Consider the following 12,023-nt stretch of genomic DNA (forward strand, 5'->3'; position numbering starts at 1 on the left):
CGAGCCAGGTGCCTGATGCGACGCTGGCACGTCTTATCAGGCCTACGCTGCTGTGAAGTGCCGCACCCCACAGGTCGGATAAGGCGGTCACGCCGCATCCGACATCCAATCCCGGAGCCGATTGCCTGATGCGACGCTGGCGCGTCTTATCAGGCCTACACCGCTGTGAAGTGCAGCCCACGTAGGTCGGATAAGGCGGTCACGCCGCATCCGACATCTGACGCCCGAGCTGGGTGCGGCGCATCATTACAACGCAATATCCGCCACTTCTTTCTGTACAGGTTGCGGTTTTACCTGCGGTTTCGGCGTGCTGTCTGCCGCCTGCGGCTTGTCATATTTCAGGCCCAGCACCTCGCTGGTGTACTGCAACTCACGTTCTGTCGCTGCCACATCGCCATTCAATTTGCTGCCGTAGGAGGGAACTATTGATTTCAGCGTGGCCTGCCATTGCGGACTGGATACACGATCGCTAAACACTTTTTCCAGCAAATTCAGCATAATCGGCGCAGCAGTTGACGCCCCCGGCGATGCCCCCAACAGCGCGGCAATGGTTCCTTGCTGGTCACTGACGACTTCTGTTCCCAGACGCAAAACGCCGCCTTTCTCGGCATCACGCTTGATAATCTGCACGCGCTGCCCCGCCTGCCATAAACGCCAGTCTTCTTTTTTCGCTTGCGGATAGTACTCTTTCAACGCTTCAAAACGATCGTCTTCGCTCAACATCACCTGACTCACCAGGTATTTCACCAGATCAAAATTATCCAGCCCGACGTGCATCATCGGCATCATGTTTGAAGCGGTGGTAGAACTCATCAAATCCCACAGTGAACCGTTTTTGAGGAATTTCGTTGAGAAAGTAGCAAAAGGCCCGAACAGCACCACGCGTTTACCATCCAGAACGCGGGTATCAATATGTGGAACCGACATCGGCGGCGCGCCAACGGATGCCTTGCCATATACCTTCGCCAGATGGTGATTAACCACGTCAGGGTTTTCCGAAACGAGGAACTGCCCCCCCACCGGGAAACCCGCGTAGTCTTTTGCTTCCGGGATCCCGGACTCCTGCAACAACTTCAACGCCGCACCGCCCGCGCCAATAAAGACAAATTTCGCGCGGATGTTATGCGCAGTGCCATTTTTCAGATCGGCAACCGTGACGGTCCAGGTATTATCGTCATTACGTTTCAGGGCGCGGACTTCGCTGCTGAGCTGCAGCGAAAAGTTAGATTTCTTTTGTAATGAAGCGATCAACTGACGCGAGATCTCGCCATAATTCACATCAGTGCCGATTTCTGTACGCGTGGCCGCTATTTTCTGCTGCGGATCACGCCCTTCCATCACCAGTGGCGCCCACTCTCTGATTTGCGCATGATCTTCAGAATAACGCATACCACGGAACAGTGAACTTTGTTGCAATGCGGTATAACGGGCACGCAGGAAGTTAACATTATCTTCGCCCCAGACAAAGCTCATGTGCGGAACAGTATTGATAAACGATCGCGGAGTTCGCAGCACGCCGCGCTCTACCTGGTGGGCCCAGAACTGGCGGGAAATCTGGAATGCTTCGTTAATGGCGACTGCTTTTTCAATACTGATGCTGCCATCGGCGTTTTGCGGGGTGTAGTTCAGCTCCATCAACGCAGAATGCCCGGTTCCGGCGTTGTTCCAGCCGTTCGAACTCTCCTGCGCGACGCCCTCAAGGCGCTCTACCATGGTCATCGACCATTCCGGTTCCAGCTCCCGCAGATAGGTTCCCAACGTGGCGCTCATAATGCCGCCGCCAATCAACAGTACATCAGTTTCCTGCTCCTCGGACGTTTTCGCTTTTGCCGTCATCGAAACGGCATTAAGCCCCACGGCCATCGAGAAGAGCATGGCAGTCACTTTTTTCATCTTGTTAATGCCTTACTTTTAGTCGCTTTATTGCAGGTGAGATTTGCGCGGCATCAACGGTAACACTTAAGTAACAACATTTAAATAATGTTTATAAATTATATTCTAATTTTAGAAACATTATGATTTCGTTGATTAATTATAGGGTTATTGGAAAGAAAGGATTTTTACCTGGTGGCGGAAAACCACCAGGTAAAAGTGAAAACATCATGCCGTCCGGGCAACGGCATCACGTGAAGCCGCATCGCGTTCTTCGCCGATCAGCTCGCTAAGCTGCCCGCTGCGCATCTCCAGCAGGCGGTCAGCGTGGATAAAGTAGTGATCATCATGGCTGATAGCAAAAATGGTTTTACCCATCTCCTGCATTAACGGCAGCAACACCTGATAAAACTCACGGCGGAAGTGTGGATCCTGATCCGCCGCCCATTCATCCAACAGGATAATGTCGCGTTCTTCTGCCAACGCCAGCAACAACGCCACGCGTTTTTTCTGCCCTTTTGATAACCTCAGGTTAAGAATTCGCCCATTACTTAACTCAAGCTTATGGCCCATTTTCAACTGAGCCAGCCACTTTTCGACCAGTTGCGGGTTAGCAGGTTTCCCCCTCGGCCCCAGTAGTTGATCGAACAGCCAGACATCGGTAAATACCGCTGAAAACAGCTTGCGATAATCTTCTGTTTTTTCACCGCGGACAGGTTTGCCATCCAGCAGAATTTCTCCGCTTTGCGGCTGATATAAGCCAGTCAACAACATCGCCAGCGTTGATTTACCGCTACCGTTGCCACCAATAAGAAACAACAGTTCGCCACGTTTAATGGTGAGGTTAATCGGCCCAACGGAAAAAGCGTTATCCTGATAGCTAAATGTTACATTACGCAGCTCCAGCGTTTGCCAGTCAGGAAATGCCTGCGGGCGTGGGAATTCCGCTTTAAAAGGCGCGAGCGCAAATTTGTTCAGCTTGTTAAACGCCACCTGTGCCGTCAACAACGTCGGCAATGCGCCAACTGCCGAAAGTAGCGGCGTTCGCAGGAACAATAATGTTAGTGAATAGGTCGCCGCAACGTTGGTATCAGCCCAACCGAGACTATTCGCCATCCAGAATACCAGTCCGATAGCCCCCAGCATCATTATGTTCGACCAGTTTACGGCGCTGAGATGGAACGTATCGGCGCGGATAATATGATGGCGATATTCTTGCGCATCGGGAATGTAGAGATTGTTAAATACGTACTCGGCACGCTCGCGGTTCAGCGTCAGCTCTTTGCGCCCTTCCAGCACCGTTTGAAAATCCGTATACAGCTTGTCTTCTGTTTCACGCAAAGTGGTCATGTGTTTGTACACCCGCGCCACCAGCACAAAACCGCCCCAGATGGTAATCGCCATCCAGATAACCGTGACCAACAACATTTTGCCCGACAGCATCCACAGATACGCCGCCGCCCCTACGGTGAGAATAATCCCCTGCACCAGTTCCGGCAGACGAACAAAAGCGATGGTGATGTTGCGCACATCGCTGGTTAACCCTGCCAGCAACGAGGCGCTACCCAACTGTTCGATACGCTCAACGTGAGTATCCAGAATTCGTTTGATAAATTCGCTACGCAGTCGGTAGACGAAGTGGTGCCCCAGCGTGGTAAGCGCCAGTTGCGATCCGAGGGTGACCGCCATCAGCAACAGCAGTAAGCCAAGAAACTCCGGCAACACCAGTAGACTGGCATCCGCCGTTTCGATAAGACGCTGATTGATAAAAGCAATTAAGCCAATGCCTAACGCCGCGCTGGCGAGGCTCAGCGCCATCACGCTGATAAATGGCCAGCGATACTGCCGCCAGACAAGTACAAGAAGTTCCATGCAGAAAACCCGGACAATGAATTACAGCCCGCAGTTTAAACATCTCTTTGCTCACAGCAATAATAATTCTTATTTTTATTCTTTTTTACCTGCCTGACGGAATGTCAGATTGTAGCGACAGTCGGCAGTTAGCGGATGAAACCCCGTTTTTAGCGGTTGAATGCCGTGATAAAACAGCCGTGATTCACCGCCCCACACCACCACATCGCCATGTTCCAACAACAATCGTTTTAGTGGATCACTTCGTTTCAGGCCGCCAAATTGAAAAATAGCGGGTAATCCCAGAGAAACAGAGACAATCGGCGCGCGTAGATCCGCTTCGTCTTTATCCTGATGCAGCGACAGTTTAGCCCCAGGACCATAGCGATTAATCAGGCAGGCGTCCGGCTGAAAATCCCGATATCCCGCCGCCATTGCCGCCTGCTGACATAAATCACGAAAACTTTGCGGCATAGCGGGCCACGGCTTTTCTGTTTTTGGATCAATGGCTGAATAAAGATAGCCTTGCCGATGGGGGGTCCAGCCCAGACGTCCGCAGTTAGTCATCGCCACTGACATGGTATACCCGCCCGGTGTGACCATCTGGCGAAACGGCGACTGGCTGGTGACGCCGTTGATTCCCTGCATCAACTGTTCTGCGACGTTAAAAACAAAACGGCGCAGGATCACCGCGCCAGGCGCCAGCGGTTCCTGCCAGGGTTCAGCATTGGCAAACAGATCCAACATTTATGTATCCTCATTTTCAGCTTCGCGGCGTAGTAATTGCGCTTTGCGTGCCACCCCCCAGCGGTAACCGGAAAGCGCCCCATCACCACGTACTACCCGATGGCAGGGAATAACGATAGCCAATTTATTAGCGGCGCAAGCGCTTGCCACCGCACGTACTGCTTTCGGTTTGCCGATGGTGTTCGCCAGTTGCTGATAACTCACGGTTTCACCACAAGGAATGGTACACAATGCCTGCCAGACTTGTTGTTGAAAAGCGGTTCCCCGAATATCCAGCGGTAACATCAACGGCGTATCGCGATGATTGAGGCTGGCGATCACCTCGCGCACATGCTGCTGAAACGTCGGGTCAGCGGGCGCGTTATCGGCGGCAGGAAACATCTGCTGTAGCTCGCTAATTAACATCGCGTCATTATCGCCCAGTAGTATCGCACAAATCCCCCGCTCGCTTTCTGCCACCAGGCAGCGGCCCAGCTCACAGTCGGCCAGCGCATAACGCACATCAACGTTCTCTCCGCCATGACGAAACTGTTTTGCCGTCATACCCAGAGTTTTATCCGCCTTACGATAGTAACTACTGCCGTCCGGGAATCCGGCGTTGAGAATCGCCTGAGTGACGCTCTCCCCTTTCGCCAGCGATTCCCGCAGGCGACGAGCGCGCCAGGCCTGTTGCCAGGCTTTTGGCGTCATTCCGGTGGTGGCTTTAAATAAACGATGTAAATGGAATGGGCTCATCGCCACCTGTTCGGCTAAAGCGTCAAGGGTGACGGGAGTCTCCTGTTCCAGCAAACGGCAGGCTCGGGTGATTTTATCCAATCGATGTTGCTGAGCATTAGCTTTGTCAGGCTGGCAGCGCTTACACGGGCGAAACCCGGCGGCAAGCGCCTCGCCGGCATCAGCATAGAAGGTTACATTTTCCCGCAAGGCATGTTTAGCCCGACAAGAGGGGCGACAGAAGATGCCCGTGGTACGTACGGCGAAAACGAATTCGCCGTCGGCGCTCGGGTCACGGGCTAAGACAGATTGCCAGCGTTGATCGTCAGTTAAGCGTGTGGTGTTTTTCATAATCAGCTCCCTGGTTAAGGATAGCCTTTAGTCTGCCCGGTCACCGTCACGTAAAAACTAACAATCTTGCGCTTTAATTTTTTTCGCTGACCAGGAAGCTTTTAAACTGCGGCGACATCCAGGTTTTAAAGTTATCGCCTTCTTTGGTGATCATATAGACCGCCAGCCCTTCCCGACGAACGACTTCTTTTGCTTTATCCGGCCCGAGTACCATCAAGCCAGTATCCCAGGCATCGGCTTCCTGCGCCGTGGGCGCAATCACCGTCACGGATACCAGATTGTGTTCGATTGGCCGCCCGGTTTGTGGATCAATAACATGGGAAAGGCGTTTGCCATCCAGTTCGTAATAATTACGGTAGCTGCCGGAGGTGCTAATCCCGTGACCGTTGATATCGACCACCGCCTGAACTGCATTCTCTTTATCGGTCGGTTTTTGGATCGCCACCCGCCACGGCAGGCCTTCTCCGTTCATACCCCGGCTGTTCAGCGCACCGCCAACTGACACCAGATAACGGGAAATACCTTCCTGCTCCATAAGACGCGCCAGATGATCTGCCGCATAGCCTTCGCCGACAGTGGAGAGATCGACATATAAATCCGGCAGATCTTTTTGCAGATATTGTTGGTGATATTTATTAATAACCGTCAGGTGCTGTAAGCCAGTTTTGGCTTTCATTGCGTCGATCTGTTCCTGGCTCGGAATTTGTACCGGCTGTTGTTCCGGGCCAAAGCCCCACAGATTCACCAGCGGCCCGACGGTAATATCCATTGCCCCCTCCGTTTTCGCGCCAATGCGTAGCGAAGTGGTGACAATATCGGCCAATGCTTCATTTACTGGCCACGGCGTCAGACTTTGTGAGTCGTTAAAGCGCATCAGCGCGGAATCTTTTTTATAGGTCGAAAGCAGTTGATCGTCGGCGTCGAGCTGGGTCTGAATCTTCTCTTTAAGTTCAGCACTGCGTTTGGCGTCAATACCCGGAATGCTGGCGCGCCAGAAGGTCCCCATGGTTTTACCTTCAAGAACGGTAACTTCAGTAGCCTGGGGGGCGGCGGGTTGTGGCTGTTGATCGCAACCAACAAAAAGGAGCGCGGCAGTCAGCAATGCCACGCGAGTAAAGCTTATTTCCATACGTGATTATCCTCATGCGAACGGTCGCAAGAGTACACCAAAAAACGGCGTTTGTACGCTGAAAACCATGAAAAAAGGGCCCGCAGGCCCTTTGTTCGATATAAATCGAGATTAGAACTGGTAAACCAGACCCAGAGCTACGATATCATCAGTGTTGATGCCAGCAGCGCGGGTGAACTGGTTGTCGTCCAGCAGGTTGATTTTGTAGTCAACGTAGGTGGACATGTTTTTGTTGAAGTAGTAGGTCGCACCAACATCAACATATTTCAGGATATCTTCGTCGTCGTAGTTACGACCAGCGATGGTACCCAGGTTTTTACCTTTAGACTGCAGATATGCTACAGACGGACGCAGACCGAAGTCGAACTGGTACTGAGCAACAGCTTCGAAGTTCTGTGCTTTGTTCGCCCAACCCAGGGAACCTACGCGAGTTGCGTTGTAGGTCTGGGTGTACTGAGCCGCCAGGTAGATGTTGTTAGCGTCGTATTTCAGACCACCAGTGTAGGTTTCAGCGCGGTCGCCAGTACCGATCAGGCCAGTGTTGTTCTGATCCCAGGTACGTTTGGAGCTGGAAACTGCAGCACCGATACCGAAACCTTCGTAATCATAAGTGATAGAACCGCCAACACCGTCGCCGTTCTGACGCAGAGCGTTACGACCGTTGTTGGTGATGCCATGACCGGTGTAATCCTCAGAACCTTCACCGCTTACGCTGCCGTTTTGACCCTGATACTGAACAGCAAAGTTCAGACCGTCAACCAGACCGAAGAAGTCGGTGTTACGGTAGGTCGCGAAGCCGTTACCACGCTGCTGCATGAAGTTATCAGAACCGTAGGTATCGCCGCCGAATTCTGGCAGAACGTCGGTCCAGGAAGTTACGTCGTAAACAACACCGTAGTTACGACCGTAGTCGATAGAACCGATGTCCTGGAATTTCAGACCAGCAAATGCCACACGGGTCCAGGAGTTGTTTTCGCTTTCTGGAGCGTTGCCCTGGATCTGATATTCCCACTGGCCGTAACCGGTCAGCTGGTCAGTAACCTGAGTTTCACCTTTGAAGCCAAGACGCATGTAGGTCTGGTCGCCATCTTCTGACTTGTTGTCAGAGAAATAGTGCAGGCCGTCTACTTTACCGTACAGATCTAATTTGTTGCCGTCTTTATTGTAAACTTCAGCAGCGTTTGCTGCGCCTGCTACCAGCAGAGCTGGGACCAGGAGGGACAGTACTTTAACTTTCATGTTATTAACCCTCTGTTATATGCCTTTATTTGCTTTTTTATGCCACTGCATACTGATTAACCCTCATTAATCAGTCGGCAACCCCATTCTCCCCAAAAATGCAGAATAATCCAACACGAATATGATACTAAAACTTTTAAGATGTTTCATTTATCGCTATAGATGTTTCAAAATGTAAATATGACGGAACTTTTTCAGATCCTGATGAATCGACAAAATAAGCATCTAACATCAAACAATAATAATTCAGCTATTAAAACAATAACTTATTCTTAAGCATTTGACAGCACTGAATGTTAAAACAAAATCTTCACTCATAACTAAAATATGTCCCGCTATCATCATTAACTTTATTTATTACCGTCATTCATTTCTGAATGTCTGTTTACCCCTATTTCAACCGGATGTATCACGTCCGGTTTTTTTTACCCATCTTTACACACCTTCTATTTTTTTGTGCTACCGTAGCAAAAGCATAACATTTACCGATCATTTCACGAAAAATTAACAGCAATATAATCGACATTCCCGCCCGTTTATTTACGATTAATTTTGTTCATTTTCTGATGGTAATTTGTACAGATGCGAAGCGTTTGTACATTTATTTTCATCTGTGCAGAATAATAAATACCTTCGGAGAATAAAGACGCCGCAATCAGGTAAGAGTCTGGAATTTCGCACTGTACCCTTTATACTGCCCTATCACTTCGCCATGTTTTAACAGGTCATAAACACGAATGCGTCAGAAAAAGACAACGGCAACGACCCGCTTTTCACTTCTACCGGGGAGCATTACCCGCTTCTTTTTACTGTTGATCATTGTGTTGCTGGTAACCATGGGCGTGATGGTACAAAGCGCCGTCAACACCTGGCTGAAAGATAAGAGCTATCAGATTGTTGATATCACTCACGCAATTCAAAAGCGGGTGGATACCTGGCGTTACATGACCTGGCAAATCTATGACAATATCGCCGCGACCACCACGCCATCCTCCAGTGACGGTTTACAAGAGACACGTCTGAAACAAGATGTCTATTATCTGGAAAAGCCGCGTCGTAAAACGGAAGCGCTGATCTTCGGCTCCCACGACAGCTCAACCCTTGAGATGACGCAGCGGATGTCAGCTTACCTGGACACGCTGTGGGGCGCAGAAAACGTACCGTGGTCAATGTATTATCTCAATGGTCTGGATAACAGCCTGGTGCTGATTTCTACCCTGCCATTAAAAGACCTTACATCCAGTTTTAAAGAATCGACCGTCAACGATATCGTCGATTCACGCCGTGCAGAGATGTTACAGCAGGCTAACGCGCTGGATGAACGAGAAAGCTTTTCCAATCTGCGCCATCTGGCCTGGCAGAACGGTCATTACTTTACCCTACGTACTACTTTTAACCAGCCGGGGCATCTGGCAACGGTAGTCGCTTTTGATCTGCCTATTAATGATTTAATCCCACCAGGTATGCCGCTGGACAGCTTCCGCCTTGAGCCAGACACAAGCGCAACGGGTAGCAATAATAATGAGAAAGAGACGACGGATAGCGTCAGTATCAACTTCAATAGTTCAAAAATAGAGATCTCCTCAGCACTCAACACCACAGATATGCGTCTGGTCTGGCAAGTCCCTTATGGCACTTTGCTGCTGGATACGCTGCAAAACATCCTGCTGCCGCTGCTGCTGAACATTGGTTTACTGGCGCTGGCATTATTTGGCTATAGCACCTTCCGTCACTTCTCCGGGCGCAGCACAGAAAATGTCCCCGGTACCGCAGTGAATAACGAACTGCGTATTTTGCGGGCAATAAATGAAGAGATTGTCTCTCTGTTACCGCTCGGCCTGCTGGTTCACGATCAAGAAGCCAACCGCACCGTTATCAGCAATAAAATTGCCGATCATCTGCTGCCGCATCTGAATCTGCAAAACATCGCCAGCATGGCGGAACAGCACCAGGGCATTATTCAGGCGACGATCAATAACGAGCTGTATGAAATCCGCATGTTCCGCAGCCAGGTCGCGCCGCGCACACAAATTTTCATTATTCGCGATCAGGATCGCGAAGTGCTGGTGAACAAAAAACTCAAGCAAGCCCAGCGTCTGTACGAGAAAAACCAGCAAGGGCGGATAGCCTTTATGAAAAACATCGGCGATGCACTGAAAGAACCGGCCCTGGAGCTTGCCGAACGTGCGGGAGAACTCAACTCACCAGAAAGCAAACAACTGGCAAATCAGGCCGATGTGCTGGTACGGCTGGTCGATGAAATTCAGTTAGCGAACATGCTGACAGACGATAGCTGGAAGAGCGAGACAACGCTTTTCTCCGTGCAGGATTTAATCGATGAAGTTGTGCCGACAGTATTGCCCGCGATCAAACGCAAAGGTTTGCAACTACTGATTAACAATCATCTGACAGCGCACGACATGCGCCGCGGCGATCGCGATGCCTTACGTCGTATTTTGCTATTACTGATGCAATATGCCGTCACCTCAACACAATTGGGTAAAATTACCCTCGAGGTTGATCAAGATAAATCCTCGGAAGAACGCCTGACTTTCCGAATTCTGGACACCGGAAACGGCATAAGTATTCATGAAATGGATAATTTACACTTCCCTTTCATCAACCAGACTCAAAGCGATCGCTATGGCAAAGCTGATCCGCTGACATTCTGGTTATGCGATCAACTGGCGCGCAAACTGGGCGGTCATTTAAACATCAAAACGCGGGATGGGCTTGGTACACGTTACTCCGTGCATATCAAAATGCCTTCAACAACCCCGGAGGTTGCAGAGGAAGAAGAGCGTTTACTGGATGATGTCAGCGTGATGGTGGACGTAACTTCCACAGAAATTCGGAATATTGTCACTCGCCAGTTGGAAAATTGGGGCGCGACCTGTATCACACCTGATGAAAGATTAATTAGTCAAGATTATGATATCTTTTTAACGGATAATCCGTCTAATCTTACTGCCTCTGGTTTGCTTTTAAGCGATGATGAATCTGGCGTACGGGAAATTGGACCTGGTCAATTGTGCGTCAATTTCAATATGAGCAACGCTATGCAGGAAGCGGTCTTACAATTAATTGAAGTGCAACTGGCGCAGGAAGGGGGGACAGAATCGCCTCTGGGAGGAGATGAAAATGCGCAACTCCATGCCAGCGGCTATTATGCGCTCTTTGTAGACACAGTACCGGATGATGTTAAGAGGCTATATACTGAAGCAGCAACCAGTGATTTTGCTGCGTTAGGCCAAACGGCTCATCGTCTGAAAGGCGTGTTTGCCATGCTAAATCTGGTACCCGGCAAGCAGTTATGTGAAACGCTGGAACATCTCATTCGCGAGAAGGATGTCCCAGGAATAGAAAAATACATCAGCGACATTGACAGCTATGTCAAGAGCTTACTGTAGCAAGGTAGCCTATTACATGAACAATATGAACGTAATTATTGCCGATGACCATCCGATAGTACTGTTCGGTATTCGCAAATCACTTGAACAAATTGAGTGGGTAAATGTCGTCGGCGAATTTGAAGACTCTACAGCGCTAATCAACAACCTGCCGAAGCTGGATGCGCATGTGTTGATCACCGATCTCTCCATGCCTGGAGATAAATACGGTGACGGGATCACGTTGATCAAATACATCAAGCGCCATTTCCCTGGCCTGTCGATCATTGTTCTGACCATGAACAACAACCCAGCAATCCTTAGCGCAGTACTGGATCTGGATATTGAAGGGATTGTACTGAAGCAAGGCGCGCCGACAGATCTGCCGAAAGCCCTTGCCGCCCTGCAAAAAGGCAAGAAGTTTACCCCGGAAAGCGTTTCTCGTCTGTTGGAAAAAATCAGCGCTGGTGGTTACGGTGACAAACGTCTCTCACCAAAAGAGAGTGAAGTTCTGCGCCTGTTTGCTGAAGGCTTCCTGGTGACCGAGATTGCTAAAAAGCTCAACCGCAGTATCAAAACCATCAGTAGCCAGAAGAAATCCGCGATGATGAAACTGGGCGTCGAGAACGACATCGCTCTGCTGAATTACCTCTCTTCTGTGACGTTAAGCCCGGCAGATAAAGAGTAACCTCCTGCAAGCCAGATAAAACGCCCCAGCGTCGCATCTGGCA

The 12,023-nt window shown here is 50.1% G+C and carries 8 protein-coding genes; 2 read left to right on the forward strand and 6 right to left on the reverse strand.

The features are described 5' to 3' along the window. Nucleotides 1-246 precede the first annotated feature (246 nt). From mqo to ompC, 6 genes are all read right to left on the reverse strand, one after another. The gene (mqo, locus tag PS053_RS06485; RefSeq protein WP_054410640.1) at nt 247-1,893 is read right to left on the reverse strand and encodes a malate dehydrogenase (quinone); all 1,647 of its coding nucleotides are present in this window, start codon (nt 1,891-1,893) and stop codon (nt 247-249) included. A gap of 207 nt (nt 1,894-2,100) precedes the next feature. Further along, nucleotides 2,101-3,744, reverse strand: coding sequence for a microcin J25 efflux ABC transporter YojI (yojI, locus tag PS053_RS06490; RefSeq protein WP_256879021.1), 1,644 nt, complete (start codon nt 3,742-3,744; stop codon nt 2,101-2,103). Nucleotides 3,745-3,819: 75 nt separating this feature from the next. Beyond that, on the reverse strand, nt 3,820-4,470 hold the full coding sequence (gene alkB / locus PS053_RS06495) for a DNA oxidative demethylase AlkB (protein WP_256879020.1): 651 nt from the start codon (nt 4,468-4,470) through the stop codon (nt 3,820-3,822). Next, nucleotides 4,471-5,535, reverse strand: coding sequence for a bifunctional DNA-binding transcriptional regulator/O6-methylguanine-DNA methyltransferase Ada (ada, locus tag PS053_RS06500; RefSeq protein WP_059218260.1), 1,065 nt, complete (start codon nt 5,533-5,535; stop codon nt 4,471-4,473). Nucleotides 5,536-5,608: 73 nt separating this feature from the next. After that, complete coding sequence (gene apbE / locus PS053_RS06505) at nt 5,609-6,664, reverse strand: FAD:protein FMN transferase ApbE (RefSeq protein WP_059257757.1); 1,056 nt, start codon at nt 6,662-6,664, stop codon at nt 5,609-5,611. A 111-nt stretch (nt 6,665-6,775) separates the two neighbouring features. After that, entirely contained in the window at nt 6,776-7,903 is a 1,128-nt protein-coding gene (gene ompC / locus PS053_RS06510; protein ID WP_000865584.1) for a porin OmpC, read from the reverse strand. Between the two features lie 737 nt (nt 7,904-8,640). Between ompC and rcsD the strand changes: the two genes are divergently transcribed. Together rcsD and rcsB are read left to right on the forward strand one after the other, a co-directional pair. Continuing rightward, the gene (rcsD, locus tag PS053_RS06515) at nt 8,641-11,313 is read left to right on the forward strand and encodes a phosphotransferase RcsD (RefSeq protein ID WP_001249228.1); all 2,673 of its coding nucleotides are present in this window, start codon (nt 8,641-8,643) and stop codon (nt 11,311-11,313) included. Between the two features lie 16 nt (nt 11,314-11,329). Beyond that, the gene (rcsB, locus tag PS053_RS06520; protein ID WP_002461744.1) at nt 11,330-11,980 is read left to right on the forward strand and encodes a response regulator transcription factor RcsB; all 651 of its coding nucleotides are present in this window, start codon (nt 11,330-11,332) and stop codon (nt 11,978-11,980) included. Nucleotides 11,981-12,023 lie beyond the last annotated feature (43 nt).

It is taken from the genome of Escherichia albertii, assembly GCF_028622335.1.
Taxonomy (GTDB): Bacteria; Pseudomonadota; Gammaproteobacteria; order Enterobacterales; family Enterobacteriaceae; genus Escherichia; species Escherichia albertii.

What these genes read in the sequence shown, in the direction of transcription:
- apbE (WP_059257757.1), bottom strand. Translation starts at nt 6,664, where the DNA reads ATGGAAATAAGCTTTACTCGCGTGGCATTGCTGACTGCCGCGCTCCTT.
- ompC (WP_000865584.1), bottom strand. Translation starts at nt 7,903, where the DNA reads ATGAAAGTTAAAGTACTGTCCCTCCTGGTCCCAGCTCTGCTGGTAGCA.
- mqo (WP_054410640.1), bottom strand. Translation starts at nt 1,893, where the DNA reads ATGAAAAAAGTGACTGCCATGCTCTTCTCGATGGCCGTGGGGCTTAAT.
- alkB (WP_256879020.1), bottom strand. Translation starts at nt 4,470, where the DNA reads ATGTTGGATCTGTTTGCCAATGCTGAACCCTGGCAGGAACCGCTGGCG.
- rcsD (WP_001249228.1), top strand. Translation starts at nt 8,641, where the DNA reads ATGCGTCAGAAAAAGACAACGGCAACGACCCGCTTTTCACTTCTACCG.
- yojI (WP_256879021.1), bottom strand. Translation starts at nt 3,744, where the DNA reads ATGGAACTTCTTGTACTTGTCTGGCGGCAGTATCGCTGGCCATTTATC.
- rcsB (WP_002461744.1), top strand. Translation starts at nt 11,330, where the DNA reads ATGAACAATATGAACGTAATTATTGCCGATGACCATCCGATAGTACTG.
- ada (WP_059218260.1), bottom strand. Translation starts at nt 5,535, where the DNA reads ATGAAAAACACCACACGCTTAACTGACGATCAACGCTGGCAATCTGTC.